The sequence below is a fragment of the Labrenzia sp. THAF82 genome (assembly GCF_009363435.1).
Classification (GTDB): domain Bacteria; phylum Pseudomonadota; class Alphaproteobacteria; order Rhizobiales; family Stappiaceae; genus Roseibium; species Roseibium porphyridii.
This window is the reverse complement of sequence record NZ_CP045354.1, coordinates 5,938,896-5,956,738: the sequence shown is the minus strand read 5'-3', so window position 1 is coordinate 5,956,738 and position 17,843 is coordinate 5,938,896. Positions and strand designations below refer to the sequence as shown.

18 protein-coding genes are annotated in these 17,843 nt (G+C 56.5%); 8 read left to right on the top strand and 10 right to left on the bottom strand.

Annotated elements, in window-relative coordinates:
• Positions 1–226: 226 nt before the first annotated feature.
• Entirely contained in the window at positions 227–991 is a 765-nt protein-coding gene (locus FIV00_RS27375; RefSeq protein WP_152503672.1) for a WecB/TagA/CpsF family glycosyltransferase, read from the top strand.
• Here FIV00_RS27375 and FIV00_RS27370 read toward each other — a convergent pair.
• Both FIV00_RS27370 and FIV00_RS27365 read right to left on the bottom strand, forming a co-directional pair.
• The gene (locus FIV00_RS27370) at positions 988–1,755 is read right to left on the bottom strand and encodes a cobalt-precorrin-6A reductase (RefSeq protein ID WP_371419558.1); all 768 of its coding nucleotides are present in this window, start codon (positions 1,753–1,755) and stop codon (positions 988–990) included. The genes FIV00_RS27375 and FIV00_RS27370 overlap by 4 nt on opposite strands.
• On the bottom strand, positions 1,733–2,833 hold the full coding sequence (locus FIV00_RS27365) for a cobalt-precorrin-5B (C(1))-methyltransferase (protein WP_152503670.1): 1,101 nt from the start codon (positions 2,831–2,833) through the stop codon (positions 1,733–1,735). Before FIV00_RS27365 ends, FIV00_RS27370 begins: the two co-directional genes overlap by 23 nt.
• Before the next feature lie 130 nt (positions 2,834–2,963).
• Between FIV00_RS27365 and cobA the strand changes: the two genes are divergently transcribed.
• From cobA to bchE, 3 genes are all read left to right on the top strand, one after another.
• The gene (gene cobA / locus FIV00_RS27360; protein WP_152503669.1) at positions 2,964–3,830 is read left to right on the top strand and encodes a uroporphyrinogen-III C-methyltransferase; all 867 of its coding nucleotides are present in this window, start codon (positions 2,964–2,966) and stop codon (positions 3,828–3,830) included.
• Positions 3,820–5,139, top strand: a complete 1,320-nt coding sequence (locus tag FIV00_RS27355) for a cobyrinate a,c-diamide synthase (protein WP_152504476.1) — start codon at positions 3,820–3,822, stop codon at positions 5,137–5,139. The genes cobA and FIV00_RS27355 overlap by 11 nt, the downstream gene beginning before the upstream one ends.
• 119 nt (positions 5,140–5,258) lie before the next feature.
• Positions 5,259–6,806, top strand: coding sequence for a magnesium-protoporphyrin IX monomethyl ester anaerobic oxidative cyclase (gene bchE, locus FIV00_RS27350; protein ID WP_152503668.1), 1,548 nt, complete (start codon positions 5,259–5,261; stop codon positions 6,804–6,806).
• 76 nt (positions 6,807–6,882) lie between these two features.
• Here the strand turns inward: bchE and FIV00_RS27345 are convergent, their stop codons facing one another.
• The 8 genes from FIV00_RS27345 to FIV00_RS27310 all read right to left on the bottom strand — a co-directional run bounded on the left by FIV00_RS27345 (position 6,883) and on the right by FIV00_RS27310 (position 14,440).
• On the bottom strand, positions 6,883–7,479 hold the full coding sequence (locus tag FIV00_RS27345) for a Crp/Fnr family transcriptional regulator (protein ID WP_152503667.1): 597 nt from the start codon (positions 7,477–7,479) through the stop codon (positions 6,883–6,885).
• Positions 7,480–7,633: 154 nt separating this feature from the next.
• Entirely contained in the window at positions 7,634–8,407 is a 774-nt protein-coding gene (cobM, locus tag FIV00_RS27340; protein ID WP_152503666.1) for a precorrin-4 C(11)-methyltransferase, read from the bottom strand.
• Complete coding sequence (cobJ, locus tag FIV00_RS27335) at positions 8,404–10,299, bottom strand: precorrin-3B C(17)-methyltransferase (RefSeq protein ID WP_152503665.1); 1,896 nt, start codon at positions 10,297–10,299, stop codon at positions 8,404–8,406. Before cobJ ends, cobM begins: the two co-directional genes overlap by 4 nt.
• On the bottom strand, positions 10,269–10,994 hold the full coding sequence (gene cobI, locus FIV00_RS27330) for a precorrin-2 C(20)-methyltransferase (RefSeq protein WP_173006186.1): 726 nt from the start codon (positions 10,992–10,994) through the stop codon (positions 10,269–10,271). The genes cobJ and cobI overlap by 31 nt, the downstream gene beginning before the upstream one ends.
• Positions 10,991–12,190, bottom strand: coding sequence for a precorrin-6y C5,15-methyltransferase (decarboxylating) subunit CbiE (cbiE, locus tag FIV00_RS27325; RefSeq protein WP_152503664.1), 1,200 nt, complete (start codon positions 12,188–12,190; stop codon positions 10,991–10,993). Before cbiE ends, cobI begins: the two co-directional genes overlap by 4 nt.
• 261 nt (positions 12,191–12,451) lie before the next feature.
• A complete protein-coding gene (locus FIV00_RS27320; protein ID WP_152503663.1) occupies positions 12,452–13,108 on the bottom strand; it encodes a precorrin-8X methylmutase in 657 nt (218 codons plus the stop codon).
• Positions 13,109–13,118: 10 nt separating this feature from the next.
• Positions 13,119–14,201 (bottom strand): sirohydrochlorin chelatase, encoded by a 1,083-nt coding sequence (locus tag FIV00_RS27315; protein WP_152503662.1) that lies wholly within the window; start codon positions 14,199–14,201, stop codon positions 13,119–13,121.
• The gene (locus FIV00_RS27310) at positions 14,198–14,440 is read right to left on the bottom strand and encodes a DUF6732 family protein (protein ID WP_152503661.1); all 243 of its coding nucleotides are present in this window, start codon (positions 14,438–14,440) and stop codon (positions 14,198–14,200) included. The genes FIV00_RS27315 and FIV00_RS27310 overlap by 4 nt, the downstream gene beginning before the upstream one ends.
• Before the next feature lie 333 nt (positions 14,441–14,773).
• On the opposite strand from FIV00_RS27310, the gene FIV00_RS27305 reads away from it, so the two are divergent.
• The 4 genes from FIV00_RS27305 to FIV00_RS27290 all read left to right on the top strand — a co-directional run bounded on the left by FIV00_RS27305 (position 14,774) and on the right by FIV00_RS27290 (position 17,837).
• Positions 14,774–15,223: a hypothetical protein gene (locus FIV00_RS27305; RefSeq protein ID WP_152503660.1), complete on the top strand. Its 450-nt coding sequence runs from the start codon at positions 14,774–14,776 to the stop codon at positions 15,221–15,223.
• Positions 15,224–15,308: 85 nt separating this feature from the next.
• Positions 15,309–16,712 (top strand): PepSY domain-containing protein, encoded by a 1,404-nt coding sequence (locus FIV00_RS27300; protein ID WP_152503659.1) that lies wholly within the window; start codon positions 15,309–15,311, stop codon positions 16,710–16,712.
• Positions 16,713–16,931: 219 nt separating this feature from the next.
• On the top strand, positions 16,932–17,450 hold the full coding sequence (locus tag FIV00_RS27295) for a glycine cleavage system protein R (protein WP_152503658.1): 519 nt from the start codon (positions 16,932–16,934) through the stop codon (positions 17,448–17,450).
• A gap of 72 nt (positions 17,451–17,522) precedes the next feature.
• On the top strand, positions 17,523–17,837 hold the full coding sequence (locus FIV00_RS27290) for a DUF1905 domain-containing protein (protein ID WP_152503657.1): 315 nt from the start codon (positions 17,523–17,525) through the stop codon (positions 17,835–17,837).
• The last annotated feature ends 6 nt before the right edge of the window (positions 17,838–17,843 follow it).

Sequence of the window (17,843 nt, the reverse complement as noted above, 5' to 3'; positions counted from 1 at the left end):
GCAAATATTCGGCAGGCGTCTGCCGGTGTGCGATCTCGGAACATGGTATATGTTCGGTTACTTCTGCCTAATAAAACATGACGGTCCTAAGAATAGGCCATTAATCCTAAAAGCAAATAGCGAGAGGAATTAAATAAATTTAATAATGTTCGACATAAGACTCTCGTAACTTACATAAGAACAATCGTTAGCTCGGCAATTGGCCGTCATTGGAATTTTTTTGGCAATGAACAAGGTTGAGTTGGATCTGCAACCGTGGATCAACACAATGGAAATTGGACCGCTGGAAATTTCGCGCCTGAATCGTCGGGAAGCGATTGGACTGATCCGGTCGGCCGTCCTTCGGGGCGAGCGATTGGATGTTGCCATTTGCAATGCTCATACGGTCCTGACCGCAATTGACGATCCGGAATATGCGGCGACACTCAATCGCATGACCTTGTTGAACGACGGGATCGGGATTGATCTCGCCAGCCGGTTTCTGAACGGGAGCCCTTTTCCTGACAATCTCAATGGCACGGACTTTGTGCCCGATGTCTTGAAAGACATTGGTCTTTCCCTGCGCATCTACCTGCTCGGAGCTGAGGAAACGCAACTACAGCAGGCTCGGAAACATATCGAGAAAACCTATCCTGCACACGAAGTCGTCGGCTGCAGAAACGGCTATTTCGATATGGATGATTGCCAGGAGGTATGCGCGGAGATCAGTGCGCTAATGCCTGATCTTATTCTGGTTGCCATGGGCAATCCGAGACAGGAAAAGTTCATCGTTCAAAATCGACAGAATCTAAATGTGAAAGTAGCGATCGGTGTTGGAGCGCTTTTCGATTTCATGTCGGGGTCCGTTGCCCGCGCGCCGAAGATTGTTCGCGCAGCTGGATTGGAATGGCTCTTCAGGTTGCTGCAGGAGCCGAGACGTTTGTTTCGCCGCTACGTCGTTGGAATTCCGAGATTTGCGTCCGCTGTGTTCAAATTCAGATTTGGCGGCTAGTCGCAACCATCCACGAACTGTTCGACAAATTTCAGAACCTCGGCTGTCGAGGAAGCCGTGTCGGCGTCCGGTAACGCCGGTCTCTTGATCATGAGAAGAGGGACCTGGAGTTGCCGGGCTGCTTCGATCTTGGCGTAGGAGGAGGCTCCACCGCTGTTTTTCGTCACCAGATGCGTGATCTTGTGGTGCTTGAGCAAGTGTCGTTCGGCATCGACGCTTTTGGAAGGACGTTCGAGAACCAAGTGCCAGTGATCGGGCAACGGTCGTTCGGGCGGCTCAATCATTCGCACCAGTGCAAAGCAGTCGTCTCGATAGGTGAACTTGTCAATTTCCTTTCGCCCGACTGAAAGAAACGCGCGCGACTTTTTGGGCAGCGCCTCAGCTGCAGCGGTTGTCGAGGCAACATGTTGCCAGGTGTCACCGTCGACTTCATGCCATATGGGCCGCTCCAGGCGGATGAGATGCGTATCGGTCTGACCGGCAGCGTCAACGGCATGCCGGCTCATTTGGGCAGCGAAGGGGTGCGTCGCATCAATGATCAGGTCGACACTTTTCTCTTGAAGATAGCTGACAAGACCATCAACGCCTCCAAATCCGCCTATCCGGGTCGGAACACCGAGATCAGGCAGATCTTTGACAACGCCCGCAAAGGATACTGTCAGTTTGACCGCGGCAAAACGTTGAGCAATAGACTTTGCTAGTTGTCGTGCCTCGGAGGTTCCGGCAAGCAGCAAGATGTGGTCAAGTGTCCGTGTCAAATCCACATTCTCCGAGAACAAGTCCCTGCCGATCCGTGATCAGGACCTCGATCGCAACAGGGGCGTCCCTCAGGATCCGGCGCACCGCTGCCTTTGACCTGCGCGCCAACGGCAAGCTCAGGTCGATATTTTCTGCCAGAGACGCATCAAGCACTTCTTTGGCGGTATTGGCCGATGCGGCGGCTTCGATCAGGGATGCGGGAGCCGCCGCTTCGCTGAGAAGGCCCTGCAGAAACGAGAAATCGACGGAACTGCGCGCTGAATGCAGGTCGAGCGCGCCTTGGGCCAGTTTCGACATCTTGGCAAATCCGCCGGCCATCGTCAGCTTGTCCACGGGGTGGGCGCGCAAGTATTTCAAAAGGCCGCCCGCAAAATCGCCCATATCCAGATAGGCAGCTTCATCCAGTTGGTAGCGACCGCGAACAGCATCTTCCGAAGATGATCCGGTGGCACCGACCACATGCGTCAATCCGATCGCCCGGGCAACATCAATACCCCGATGGATCGAGGCAATCCACGCTGCGCAGGAAAACGGGCGCACGATGCCTGTCGTGCCAAGAACCGAAAGCCCTCCCACGATACCCAGTCGGGGGTTCATGGTTTTCTGCGCGAGCTCAGCTCCACCATCGATGGAAATGGTGATTTCAACGTCGCCGGCAGCCCGATGTCTGGTGGCGACTTCCGCAATGGCCGCCTGTATCATCTGGCGCGGTACGGGGTTGATCGCGGGTTCGCCCGGAGGAACCGGCAAGCCGGGCCGTGTCACCGTGCCAACCCCTTCTCCGGCCCTGAACTTCACACCTTCAGTCGGTGGCAATCTCGTGACAGCTGATGTGATCAGCGCGCCATGCGTCACATCAGGGTCGTCGCCGGCATCCTTTGTTATGGAAGCGGTTGCTGTGTTGCCTGATAGTGCGTGGCGCGTCAGCGCGAATTGGGTTGTGCCGCCCTTTGGCAGCGTGATTTCAACAGGGTCCGGAAAGGTGCCCGTGAGAAGTGCTTCATAGGCCGCTTTCGCTGCGGCCGTTGCACAGGCGCCGGTCGTCCAACCGCGTCGCAACTCTTTGGGCTCATTTCTCGACATCGTTCCTCTATAGCGGAAGATGCCGTGCTTTGCGCGCTCGTCAATATATAAGCGATGAAATGTCGTATTCGGGCCGATTTTGATCGTGGAATCGCTTGGCGCTTGCGTCCAAGACAGATAAACAGGAATAATGAACGCAGAGAGCGACAACAACAGCTTGCCCAAAGGCTTACCGGATTTTGAGCCGGGTTGGGTCTGGCTGGCCGGTGCGGGCCCGGGTGACCCTGGATTGCTGACGTTGCATGCCTTGAACGGCCTGCGCCAGGCGGACGTGGTGGTCTACGATGCGCTCGTCGACAGCAGCATCCTTGCCTGGGTCAAACCGGATGCGGTTACGGACTTTGCGGGAAAGCGGGGCGGCAAACCCAGTCCCAAACAGCGTGACATCACCCTGAAGCTGATCGATTACGCGCGTCAGGGCAAAAGGGTGTTGCGACTGAAGGGTGGTGACCCATTCGTTTTCGGCCGTGGCGGTGAGGAAGCGCTCGGACTGGTCGAGGCTGGAATTCCGTTTCGGATCATACCTGGAATAACAGCAGGTATCGGCGGTCTTGCCTATGCCGGAATTCCAGCGACACACCGCGACTGCAATCAGGCCGTCACGTTTCTGACAGGACACGACCAGTCTGGACTGACCCCGGACGCCATCAACTGGGAGGGCATCGCCAAAGGTTCGCCGGTTATTGTCATGTATATGGCAATGAAGCATCTGGAAACGATTGCCGGAAAACTCATGGCGGGTGGACGATCCGCAGCTGAGCCGGTTGGCATTGTCTGCAACGCTTCTCTTGACGGCCAGGAAATCCTCGAAACCAGCCTGGGTCGGTGTGCCGAAGACGCCAAGGCTTCAGGGATGGCTCCGCCGGCAATTGTGGTCGTCGGCGAAGTCGTACGGCTGCGCAGTGGCCTTGACTGGCTCGGAGCAATGACCGGCAAGATGCTGGATAGTGATCCGCTGGAGCTGCGGTCCGGCCGCCGTTCGGCCGATGCCGGTTGAAGCTGCACCTGTCACGACAAAGGGCCTGATGATTGCCGCACCGACGTCCGGTGCTGGCAAGACAACTCTGACGCTTGCGCTTCTTCGTGCCTTTAAAGACGCTAGCAAGGTGATCGTCTCAGCCAAGTCGGGTCCGGACTATATCGACCCACGCTTTCACCAGGCGGCCAGTGGAAAACCTTGCGTCAATCTGGACGCCTGGGCCATGACACCTGACACGCTCAATTCTCTAGCTCTTTCTCAGACAGACAACGCCGAACTGATGATCGTTGAGGCAGCCATGGGCCTCTTCGACGGTGCTGCAAATGGCAAAGGCTCTGCAGCAGATCTCGCTGTTGCGCTGGGTATTCCCGTCGTTCTCGTCATTGACTGCGCAAAACAGGCTCAGTCGGTCGCCGCACTTGTTCACGGCTTTCGCACTTTCCGGTCAGACATCGATTTGGCGGGTGTCATCTTGAACCGGGTGGGCAGTGCCCGGCACGAAAGGATGCTGCGTGATGCGCTCGCACCGCTCGAGGTCGAGGTGTTTGGGGCCATCGAAAAGTCTGATGCTCTTGGTCTTCCCGCACGCCACCTTGGGCTGGTGCAGGCGAACGAACACCCGGACCTAGACGCTTTTTTGAAGGGGGCTGCAGGCGTTTGTCGGGACAGAATAGATCTGGACCTTTTGGCGCATAAGGCAGTTCAACTCAGTGACGCGAAGCGGCGGTCCCGCGATCTGCCTGAGCCGCTTGGCCAGCGAATTGCCGTTGCGCAAGATGTTGCCTTCGCCTTTGCCTATCCGCATCTCCTGAAACACTGGCAGGAAAGTGGATCTGAGCTATCCTTTTTTTCACCACTTGCCGATGAAGCGCCAGACAACAGCGCGGATGCGATTTTTCTTCCTGGCGGTTATCCGGAACTACATGCGGGAAAGCTCGCCAGCGCGACGCGGTTTTTCGCCGGCATGACAGAAGCAGCGAATGCCGAGCGCCTCATCTACGGCGAGTGCGGCGGCTACATGACACTCGGCGAAGGAATGATCGATGCAGAGGGCATTCGCCACCGGATGCTCGGGCTTCTTCCGTTGGAAACGTCGTTCAAGGCGCGCAAGCGCCACCTCGGATACCGCAAGCTGCGCCCGTTGAAAGGTGCTGCCTGGACCCGTCCCCTGACGGCACATGAATTTCACTATGCAAGTATCATGTCGGAAGGAAAGGCCGCACGATTGTTTTCTGCTGAGGATGCCGCTGGCAATCAACTTGGCGATCTTGGGCAAACCATAGGGGCGGTCAGCGGCTCCTTTGCACATGTGATCGCCTGTAGTTGAGTGCCGCTCGCAGCTGCACAAAATCTCGCCGTTTCTCCTGAAAACATCGACAGTTGACGCAAAGCGTCTGCAAGACCGGATGCGCCTGATGGCACGGGGCGCAATGGAGAACCGGTTACATGAAAGTGCTCATCGTCAATCCGCCGCATACGGCCATCGGCAGCCGTATACCTGATGACCATCTGCCGCCGCTTGGACTTCTTTCCATCGCAGGGCCCCTGATCGACGATGATCATGAAGTAGATTTTCTGGATGCGGAATTCGGTCCATTGCCGATTTCTGACATCGTTTCCGCAATAGAAAAGTCAGGTTGCGAAGCTCTGTTACTCGGCCATTCCGGGTCAACGTCCGCCCATCCGACAAGTTCCGAAATTGCAAGGCGTGCCAAAGAGTGCTGCCCGGGGCTGCTGGTCATCTATGGGGGTGTTTTCCCGACTTATCACTGGCGGGACATTCTGCGCGAAGCACCAGAGTTCGACATTCTGGTCAGGGGCGAGGGCGAGGAAACCTGCCGACAGCTCGTCAATGCTCTTGGTCGAAACCAACCGATTGCCGGCATAAGAGGCATAGCGTTTCGAGCCGAAGGGAAGGTTGTCTCAACACCGCCGCAGCCGATGATTCGAGACCTCGACGCCTACCGGATCGCATGGGAACTGATCGACTTTGATCGCTATTCCTACTGGGGTGGAAAGCGCGCGGTGGTCGTCCAGTTTTCAAGGGGGTGCCCACATCCTTGTACCTATTGTGGCCAGCGCGGGTTCTGGACACAGTGGCGCCATCGTAACCCGGAGGTTTTTGCAGCCGAATTGGCCTGGCTTCATCGCAAGTATGGCATCGAGGTTTTCAATTTTGCCGACGAAAACCCAACGTCCTCGAAGAAAATGTGGAAACGGTTTCTGGAGGCGGTCATCTCGGAGAATGTTGAAATCACTTTGGTTGGCTCAACGAGAGCAGACGATATTGTTCGTGATCGCGACCATCTTCATCTTTACAAGAAAGCGGGCGTGGAACGGTTCCTGATGGGCATGGAGCACACGGATGAGAAGGTTCTTGCCAAGATCCGCAAAGGCGCGACACCCAGTACGGATCGTGAAGCGATCCGGCTCATGCGGCAGCACGGCATGCTGTCCCTCGCAACCTGGGTGGTCGGTTTTGAAGAGGAACGGGATCGGGACTACTGGCGGGTTCTTCGTTTACTGCTCAGCTATGACCCGGATCAGATCCAATCGCTTTACGTGACGCCGCATCGCTGGACACCTCTGTTTGGCGATATCCGGCACCGCCGGGTCATCCAGTTGGATCAGCGCAAGTGGGACTATAAACACCAGGTCCTTGCCACACGGCATGTACCGCCCTGGCGGGTGTTTCTTTGGGTGAAGGCAATCGAATTCATCGTGCAATCCCGTCCACGTGCGCTTTGGCGGCTTTGGTCAATGCGCGATCCAAAGCTCAGGCACGCCCACAAATGGTACTATGCAATGGGTCGAAGGGTGTGGATACACGAGGTGCTCGGGTTCCTGTTTCGTGACAAGCGCATCAAAAATGGGCCAAGCGTCGCTGAATATTGGGGTGAAAATTACGAGAGCGAGGAAGCGTTGTCACGAAGCCGATCGGCTGCTCCTTCTATCTCCAACGCTGAGCCATTGCAGTTGAACAGCGCGAGCTAGACAAAACGATTGCCTTACCAAAAGCTCTTCTTCGGCCGCTTCCGCAGCTGACACATCTAGGAGACCATTCAGGCTGTCAGATGAGACGGCAGCGGTTTTCTTCCCGTTCGATCCGCTTGCTTTTGTCGAGCAATGCGAGTGCACGATAACAGGCCTCGTGCGACAGCCCGAGTGTCCGGGAAATGTCTTTCCAGGAAAGATGCGGATCGCGCCAGCCCTTCGCATCGGGTGGTAAAGATTGAAGATAGGAATAAACCCTGTCGTCGGCACGTTTGATGTTGCGCAGCTCGATCTGATTGCGCAGGCCGCGGATCTGAATCGAGTAGGCTTTCAGCATCAGCATCGCCATGGCTGGATCATTGAGTGCTTCCAGCACAGCAGCCTTGTCATAAGCCGTGCAACGAACGTCCGTTTCACCAACGGCATCGCAATGGTAACGGTCTGAAAAAAGGGACGCCTCTGCGAAGAGGTCGCCGGGGTCGGCGCGCTGTACGACGAGTTCCTGGCCGCTTTCAAGGATACGAACCATGACCAGTCGGCCCGTCCGTACAAAGAACATACGCTTGACCTGATCGCCTGTTCGAAAAAGAAAGTTGTGTTTTTTCAATGCGACATCAGTGGCTTGCAATCCGGCGGCGTCAAACGCCGCGCGTATGTCTTCTTGGCCACTCATCAACAGAACACCTCACAAGCATATGATTATGATCATATACCTTTTGCGACAAGTTTGCGAGACTAGGCCAGAACGGCCCCATCGGTCGGCGTGAAGCAACAGATGCCGAAAAACTCAAACAACGGCCAGAGCCAAATCGGACATTGCAAGTGCTTCACGCCTTGGCCTTCTTCTTGGGCCTCAAAACGTGAACATGATCGGCGTCATAGAGCGCGCTGTCGCGGAAGTCCTCACCCGGCTTTAAGGCATGACCGACAAATATCAGGGCGGTTCGGGTAATTTTGGAGGCCCGGACCTTTCCTGCAATGGTCGACAAGGTTCCATGAATGAAGCTCTCATCCGGCCATCCGACGCGGAAGGCGACAATCACAGGGCAATCCGGACCGTAGTGTGGTGTCAATTGCCGCTCGATCTCGCGCAGATTTCTGACAGAGAGATGGATTGCGAGTGTGGCACCGCTTCGGCCAAGCGTGTCCAGATCCTCATTGTTCGGCATGGCGGACGACTGCATGGCCGTTCTGGTGACAATAACTGTCTGCGCCACCTCTGGTATTGTCAGTTCAGTCTTTAGGGCTGCCGCGGCTGCCGCAAAGGCTGGTACGCCCGGCGTCACATCATAATCAATGCCAAGGGCATCAAGACGTCGCATTTGCTCAGCGGTTGCGCCATAAATGGACGGGTCTCCGGAATGGACGCGGGCGACATCCAGGCCTTTGTCATGGGCAGACTTGATTTCCTCGATGATCTCGTCAAGCGTCAACGGCGCGGTATCAACGACCCGAGCATCCTCTGGAGCTGCTGCAACAATCTGTTCAGGGACCAGAGATCCGGCATAGAGGCAGACCGGACAAGACTGGATGAGCCTCAGTCCTCTAACCGTGATGAGGTCCGGATCGCCCGGACCGGCGCCGACAAAATGAACAGTCATGCCTGGTTTTCCGCTTCAGTTTCGTGTGAGCTGTCGTCTGCTGGGGATGACGTATCTTGAGATACATCGGTCGGCTTTGGAGCATCTATGCGTTTGGAGTAGCCGCGCGGGGTATAGACGAAGGGATGGCCGTCGCCGCGCAACACCGAGCGGGTCGTTGAAGAGCCGACGAGCACCGTCGTCAGCATATCAACATCGTCAACGGAAAGTGCTTCCAGCGAAAGCACTCTGATCGTCTCATCCGGGCGGCCGAGATTGACGCCGAGAATGACCGGTGTGGCACCCGAACGATGCTCCAGCAGAATCTCTTTGGCCATAGCGAGTTGGGTACGTCTGCGCTGTGACACCGGGTTGTAGAATGCGATCACGAAGTCGCCTTCAGCGGCGGCCTTAAGACGTTTTTCAATGACTTCCCAGGGGGTCAGCAGATCGGACAGGGAAATTGCGCAAAAGTCGTGACCGAGCGGAGCGCCGATCAACGCCGAACATGCCTGCAATGCCGAAATGCCCGGCGCATTGGTGATCGTAACGCGTTTTGCCGCATCGGAAACACCGCCGAATTCCTGGTTTCGATGCAGCAATTCGTAGACAAGCGTTCCCATCGCGTAGATGCCGGCATCGCCGGAAGAAATCAGCGCGACATTCTTGCCTTTGCCGGCTTCCTCAAGTGCGAACCGAACCCTGTCTTCTTCTGCACCAAGCGGAAAATTGTGATGAGTCTTGCCGGTGATGTGTTTTTCGACAATGTCGAGGTACAGCGAATACCCGACGACGTCCGATGCCTCGGACAGCAGTTTGGTTGCCTGCGGTGTGCGCCAATCATCCTTGCCGGGTCCGATGCCGATCACCGACAGGTGCCCTCTTGCCTGACCCACGGCCGACGTGTCGATTGCCTTTGGAGATCTGGCAATGGCGCAGGTCGCATTTTCGGTTTTCTGCTTTTCAACCGTCAGTGCAGCGAAGGGACCGGCCGCCGCAAGCGCGCCACCTTCCGCAACGCCATAACAACCCACCTCATCGAAGACCACATTTGAGGGGTTTTTCAGCCGAGGCGTTTCACGCTGCAGTTCCACGGCGGAAAAAAGTCGCACTGGCACACCGAGATGATCGGCCAGGTCATTGACGGCAGTCTCATCGGCCTTCAGGTCAATTGTTGCAACACATGCAACGGCTCCGGGGGCGATTTTGGCTTCTGCGAGTTGTGTCTCGACAAGGTCGATCAATTCCTGGTTGGCACATCCTCTTGCACAGCCGACGCCGACGGCGAACTTCTGTGGATGGTAGACCAACCGGGTCGGTCCGCTGACCTCCGGTTGCTCACTGGCAACGAGGGAAATGGCCGCGTCGTCAGAGTGCACAAGGTCGGCTTCTGACAACCAATCCGCATTGCCTTCCAGGCGGACCGACGCGCCTGAGATAAGCTCGGCCATGACCGGTTTGGCATCTTCGGGGTTGATCAGCCGCCAGCCGGAAGGAGGAGCATCAAGCGCGACGCCAAGCTTAAGATCGCCGGCGGTTGTGATCGCCGCATGGCCGCGAAGCCCACGGGCCAACACACGGGCCAGCTCGTTGGCGCCCCTGTGACCGCCGAGCAGCGGCACAATGCTTGAACCGTCCTCTGAAATGGCGATGACTGGAGGTTCTGATGTCTTGTCCGAGAGAACCGGAGCCAGCGCGCGTATCAGGATCCCGCTCGCGCAGAAGCCGACGATCGGATGGCCAGCCTTGAACAGGAGCTGAATGTGCTCGATCGTTTCGTTGAACTGGGTATCGGCTATCGGCACACGGCCGGCCAGACCGTGAATGCGCGCAGTCGAAAACCGCTTGGCAACGTCTTGTGCCGTTTCAAAGCCGGTCTCGTTCAGGACGAGAAGGATGGGGGAAGCGTCCACGCTTCGTCTCCCTTGTAGATAAGGATCATGGAAAAATAGGGTGCAGTTTCCGCCTCTAGGTCAACAAGGCGGTGAACCTTTTGTTCGGGAAGGCTGGCGCGTTCCACATAGCCGGCGCGATCGAGCAACCCCATTTCGGACAAAAGCGCCTTCAATCGTGCCAGATGTCGCCCGACCTTCATGATGGCGACAGCCTGGGCCTCTTCGACCTTGCGACGGATCTCATTGTCGGGAAGGGGTCCTGGGATGATGGTCAGAACGTCGTTTCGCGATGTTAGCGGGCGTCCGAGCTGTGCCGCACAGGTTGTCAGTGATGTGACCCCTGGCACGATTTCAACCTCGAACCGATCTGCCAAACGTTCAAAAAGATACATGAACGATCCGAAGAAAAACGGGTCGCCTTCACAAAGGGTGACAACATCCAGGCCACTCTCAAGCACTTCGGCAATGTCTGCAGAGGCCTTGTCATATATTTCCTTGGCGGGAAACCGGTCCACGCGCATGGGCACAATGATCGGGATTTCCCGCGCCTCGTTGCCGATCAGGCCATCGGCGATTGAACGTGCGAAACTTGTTCCAGAATCTGGGGCTGGATAGGCCACCACCTTCGCCGACGTGATCAATCGATGCGCCTTGAGGGTCATCAGCTCCGGATCCCCTGGGCCGAGGCCGACGCCATAAAGCTTGCCGCTCATGACTTGGTGACACTCCACTGGGTTACGGTCATCTGCGGGCGCCACCCTGTCAGGCCGCCCACTGCGCTTGCCTTCTGTACGGAAAGCCGTTTCAAGGCTCCTCCAAGCGTTCGATATGCTTCAAGTAGCACGGCTTCGCTTTCAAGGGTGACCGCGTTGGCCACAAGCTGTCCGCCAGTTTTCAACGCAGCCATGGCAGCTGTAACAGTGCCGGGAGTTGAGAGACCCCCGCCGATGAAAACAGCATCAGGTTCAGGCAAATCGGCAAGTCCATCCGGCGCAGATGCATCTTTGAGCTCAAGATGCGGTACGCCGAGTGCAAGCGCATTGTCCGCAGCCATTTGGCGCCGGTCGGCATTTGGTTCCAGCCCAATGGCTTGCGTGCGATCAGCTGCGCGCAACCACTCAATGGCAACCGATCCGCAACCCGCGCCGATATCCCAGAGGAGAGCGCCCGGAAAGGGTTTCAATTCAGCAAGCGTCACTGCACGGATGTCCTGCTTGGTCATCTTTCCGTCGTGTCGAAAGGCGTCGTCGGCAAGGCCGGCTGTCCGACCACGGAACCTTGAGTTCGGGTCGGCGACGACGTCGAGCGCGAGCGTGTGAAGGTCCGCAACCGTGTATGACCAGTCTTCCACCGTCCCATGCACGATGCGCTCCTTTTCACCGCCAAGATGCTCCAGAACCGTCAGCTTTGTACGTCCATAGCCTTCATCCGCCAAAATGTCGGCGACCTGGCGTGGCGTGTCGCTATTGCTGGTCAGAAGCAGGATCCGAGCCCCCGGATAAAGGGCTGCCCGTACCAAGTCGACAGGCCGGCCGTGTACCGACAGACATTCTGTTTCCTGAAGAGACCAGCCCTTTCGCGCGGCCGCCAGTTGGAAGGCGGAAAGAGAAGGCAAGACCCTCATTTCATCCGCTGAAAAGTGCCTTAGAAGCGAAGCGCCAATGCCGAACCACATCGGATCTCCGCTTGCGAGAACAGCAACTTTTTTGCCGGATTGCTGCTTCAGGTCCTCATAGACGCCTGCGAACGGGCTGGGCCAGGACTTCGCCTCAGCACCAGCCGGGACGTTTGCCAGCGCCAGATGACGCTTGCCTCCGTAAACGAGGTCAGCCTGATCGAGTGCATCCCGCCCACCTGGAGCCAGCGCACCGTCTTCGCCTATGCCAATCAGGGTTAGCCAGGAAGTCATTCTTCTTCCTTCAGGCTGTACGGTTTTATAGAGGGCCTTACGGATAGATCCTTTGGTTTTCCGTCTTGCGGAAGCACAACCTTGCGGCCACCTCTGGATCGGTGATGCTGCTTTTCAGCCGAGGTTGCCTCGCTTGTGCCCGAGCCTTTGTTTGGGAATAGCGCTGCGGTACCGCCGGGTCGAGAGAGAAACCCGCGAGAGCGCATTGGCTCTTTTGTCCCAACCGATCTGAATTTGGGTTTTCCGATTTCGTCGCTCAAGTCAGTCTTCCTCCGGGAGACCGGCCACAAGCGCGTTTACCGCTGCCGCAGCCATCGCCGAACCGCCGCGCCGGCCGGCAACGGCAAGATAGGGGATCTCAAATGGATTGTTGACCAATGCGTCCTTGGATTCTGCAGCGCCGACAAAACCAACCGGGAACCCCAAAATCGCTGCTGGGCGAGGTCCGCCATCAGTGATGAGTTCCAACAGGTGAAAGAGCGCGGTCGGCGCATTGCCGATGGCAACGATCGCTCCGTCCAGTCGTTCACGCCATAATTCAACGGCCGCCGCCGATCTGGTCGTTCCGAGCTGCCCGGCAAGGTGAGGCACCTGTTGATCGTTCAATGTGCATATCACCTCTGACCGGTCTGGAAGCCGGGACTTGATAATGCCGTGAGAGACCATTTCCACATCACAGAACACCGGTGCAGCGGAAGCGATGGCGGAATGCGCAGCCTCCAGAATACCGCTTGACCAGCGCAGGTCCTTTGGCAGATCCGTCATACCGCAGGCATGGATGAGGCGGATGGCCACCGGATGCAAGTTTTCTGGAAGACTTGCAAAATCAGTCTCCGCACGCACTGTAGAAAAGGACTGGCGATAGATCGCTGCAGGGTCCTTTTCATAGTCGTAGGACGGTTTCGTATCCGTGCTCACTGCCCTGTGCTTACCCGTCTCGGTTCAAAGATTTTGGCCCGTGCGGATGGTCCGCGTGAGGATAGGGATGGTGATGATGATCGTGGCTGTGATCGTGACTATGGCCATGCCCGTGATCATGACTATGCCCGTGATCATGGTGATGATGACCAGCGGCACGAACCTGCTTCTCACAGGCTCCTGTGCAGATTTCATCGCAAAGTTGACACTCTGCTTCCGCACCAAGACCTTCCACGTGGTGGTGATGGCTTTCTTGCGCCAGTCCCACCTCCGCTTCGAAGCCAAGCACCTGCTCGCGGTATTTGCACATCTGACAGTTCATCAGATTGGCACCTTGCAGAATTTCCTGCACACGATCCGCCATTGTATCAATGACCTGCGGATGGTCGTTCAGATATCCAGCCTTGATGAACTCAATGTCCGGATGGTTGGCGGCAACCTCATCCGTGTTTGAATAGATCCTTTGAACGAGAACCCCGGTAAACAGGAAATACGGGAAGACGATAATACGCTTGTATCCAAGCTTGGCCGCGTGTTCGAGACCGGCCCCGACAAGGGGAAATGTCACGCCGGAGTAACAGGTTTCCGCCCAACCGAAACCGAACCCTTCCCAAAGGAGGCGCGTGATCTTGGTAACGTTTGAATTTGCATCGGGATCAGATGCACCGCGACCTACCACCATAAGCAGCGTTTCATGCAACGGCACGTCGCCTTCTGCTGCATCGATGGCTTCCTGGATGCGCGCACCGGCTGCCTTGACCATGCGCATATCGACAGCAAGTTCCCGGCCATAGGAAATTTTCATTTCCGGGTGCATGGCCTGATAGGTGTTCAGCACCGAAGGGATGTCATTTTTGGCGTGACCTGCCGCAAAAAGCATTCCTGGAACCGCCAGAACATGCGTGCACCCCTGTTCGCGCAGCTTGGTCAGACCATCATGGATGACCGGATTGGCGAATTCCAGGTAGCCGTACTCTACCGGCCAATCTGGAAAACGCGCCTTTAGCCCTTCAGCCAGCTGGGCAAACTGCTTGACCGCGCCTTTGTTGCGACTTCCATGGCCGCAGATCATCAAACCGAGTTTTTCACTCATTGAGCAGCTTCCCCGGCAGTTTTCGTGTCTTCAACATCTGCATCAGTCGGATCTTCGGATTTCTTTTGCTTGCGGTCCTTCAAAGCGACAAGGCCGGCAACCAGAGCAGCGCCGGCAATCGCTGCGACCCCAACCCAGTGGGAGTGTCCGGCAAGTTCGCCAAGGTGACCACCATGTGCAAACGCAGATGTCGGCAACATCGCGGTGGTAAGGCCGGTTAAAACGGTCCGGTGAAACATCTCTCTCTCCCCCTCAAAAGGCAGGTTATCGTCGACAATCCTGTTGGGGAGATGAAAGCAAACACGCGCAAGGGTCCGGCGCTTCACCGGATCATCGCTTGTGCCTTGGACAGCTCCGGCATTGGTCCCCTGTTTGGGTCAACCGCATCCGGAATCGCTCTCAGTCCCTTCAAAAGGACGCCGTCAGGTCGCGGCACATTAGGGGAGGGCCACAGGAGGATCAAGCGCGAAAGCGACATCTTGAGGCGCATACAGACAACTTGTGAAAAATGGCCGGAAATGCTGATGCGACTATCAAAAGTTGTGGTTCGTTGAGGTTGCGTTTGTGTTCGTATGGGCGCTGGTCTAGAGATCGACCTGCGTGAAGAGAGGAGCATCGACGGCGTGGAACGTTTCCGGAAAACAGGCCCGGATTCGATGAAGGTGATCAGAACACTGCTTCTGCTGCCTTTTCTTTTTGTTGCCCTCTTGCCGAAGGGCTTTATGCCCACAGTGCAGGTGGATGGCACCTTCACCGTTACACTTTGTACGGCTGAAGGGTTGAGAACTGTCACTCTGGACGCCAACGGTGCCGAAATCCCCTCCGATAGCGATTCGGACGACGACGCACTAAAGCACTGTGTTTTTGCTGTTGCTGGTGTGTTTGCACTTCTTCATGCTTGTGCGGGTTGCTGGGACGCGCCACGGAACTCCGAGCAACATGTGCCCTTCCAGACAATGGTTTGGGTGACGAGAAGCTCGACAGGCCAGCATGGTGCGCGAGCGCCTCCCAGATTGGTTTGACCGACTTTCCTCAATCAAAAATTCAGTCTGACCAGAAGCCGCACCTGCAGAAAGCAATGGTGATCGACTTCGCTATGGAGTTCTCATGTCAATCAATACTGAGGATGCTGGAAACGCCTCCGCACCCAGCCGGTTTTACCTGGCCGCCTGGCGCTGGCACTTTTATGCGGGCCTGTTTGTCATACCCTTTCTGATGACCTTGGCGGTCACCGGAATGACGATGATGTATGTCGGTTATTTCGACGGAAGGGATGGCGAAAACATTCATGTGCCAAAGGTGGGCGAAACGCCGATGCCCATATCCGACCAGGCCGCCGCTGCTTTGGCGAGCCAGCCCGGCAGCACGCTTGTGGAGTGGCTGAAAGGCCGGAGCGCTGAAAGTGTGTCCGTCTTCAGGATCAACTCCGACGGTGTCCAGTCCATGGTGGCCGTCGACCCGTATCAAGGTGGCATTGTCGAGACCTGGGTGCGCCGGGATGGCTGGTATGATTTTGCCGACAGCATTCACAGTGATCTTCTTCTCGGAACGACAGGTGACCGCCTTCTGGAAATAGCAGCCGGCTTTGCCATCGTGCTCACCGTGACAGGCCTTTACCTGTGGTGGCCGCGCGACAGATCCTTTGTGCGTGCGCTCCTCCCCGTCATTGGGGGTCGTGGTCGCCCGGTTTGGAAGATACTTCACGAAGGTATCGGGATATACGTCTCGCTTCTTTTGGTTCTTTTCCTGATCACCGGTATGGCCTGGACAGGCATCTGGGGTGGCAAACTGGTTCAGGCCTGGAACACGTTTCCAGCTGAAAAATGGAACGAAGTTCCGCTCTCCGACAAAACGCATGCCTCGATGAACCACGGAGCGATTTCGGATGTTCCCTGGGCGCTTGAGCAAACGCCAATGCCGGCGTCGGGCTCTGGTGCGGGAATTGTCGGGATCGCCCCCGGTGTTCCGGTGACCATCGACAGCATCGCCAGTCTTGCCGAAGAAATCGGGTTCAATGCGCGCTTTCGTGTCGCCTATCCTGGGGGAGAATCGGGCGTCTGGACAATCAACCAGGACACCATGAGCGCGGATGCCGAAGATCCTTTTTCGGATCGCACAGTCCATGTGGATCAATACACGGGCCGTGTTCTGGCAAATGTATCCTTCGCCGACTATTCGCTCGCCGGTAAGGCGATGGCAGTTGGCATACCGCTCCACATGGGCCTTGTCGGGCTGTGGAACCTGATACTCAACACGCTTGTGTGCCTGTCGGTGATCTTTTTATGTGTCAGTGGACTTGTGATGTGGTGGCTCCGCCGCCCAAAAGGGTCTGCCTTCAGAGTTTTTGCGCCCAAAACACCTGAAAACCTGCCGCATTGGCGTGGGGCGATGATCCTGATGCTGTTTCTCTCGTTGGCATTCCCGCTTGTTGGCGTAACGCTCCTGACGGTCCTGGTACTGGACTATCTGATTGTCAAACGCGTCCCGATGCTCAGGCGGGCGCTCGGATAAAACGTATGTTTGGGGTCATGATCGGTCCTGGATGCTCTCAAGTCTGGTCTTTGACTGGATTTGAGGGCTTGAGTGTGAATGGATCAAAACGCACCGCGGAGAGTTGACGGCTCCCCGCGGTGAGCGCCATATGGCATCAGGACAATCCGGCTGCTTGTGTTCAGCATTCCGGAATTGTCCGGATGCCGGAGCACGGCGCTGAACTGGAGCACTAGGAACATGCAGACCCATCTTGTATTTACGGTGATCGCAAAAGATCGGCCAGGGCTCGTGGAACGGATGGCCGAGGTCATTGCCGGATTGGGCGGCAACTGGATCGAAAGCTCCATGGCCCGTCTTGGAGGTGAATTTGCCGGCATTGTTCGCGTTGCCATTGCCGGTGACAGTGCAACTGAACTGGTCAGCCAGCTCAAAGCGCTATCCGACGACGGCATCGACATCACGCTGCGTTCCGATAAGGCAGGAGATGACGCGCCTGCGGGAGCATCTGCTCATCTTGATCTGGTTTCACAAGACCATCCCGGCATTTTGCGCGACATCAGCAGTGTTTTGAGTGACAAGGGTGTCAGCATCGAAAACCTGGAGACTGAAGTTGTCTCAGGTTCCATGCAGGGCGAAGCCTTGTTCAAGGCGTCTGCCGATCTTCGGCTGCCCGCAGGCCTCGATCCAACTGACTTGAGCGATGCCCTGCAGGAAACGGCAGGTGATCTGATGGCCGATATCAATCTGGTGGACTGATGAGTTTCCCGCAGCTTGAAACCACTTGCGAACTGTAAGTCACAACAATCAGGATTTTTTCCGGAGCGTTTCATGCTTGATCGCTTGTCCTTTTCCGCATGTCTTTGGGTCTACCCGGGCAAGGGTGGCTGGACGTTCGTGACGCTGCCAAAGGACTGTGCTGACCAGATCCGTTTTGTGAACGGGCACGGCAAGGGCAAGGCCTTTGGCATGGTCAAGGTCAAGGCGCAATTGGGGTCAAGCGTCTGGCAAACGACCATCTGGCCGGACAAAACGTCCGGATCCTTTCTTTTGCCTGTCAAATCAGCCGTACGAAAGAAAGAGAAGGTTGGTGCCGGCGACAAAGTGGATATTGATCTGACCTTGAAATCACCGCCGGACCTTTGAGCCAGC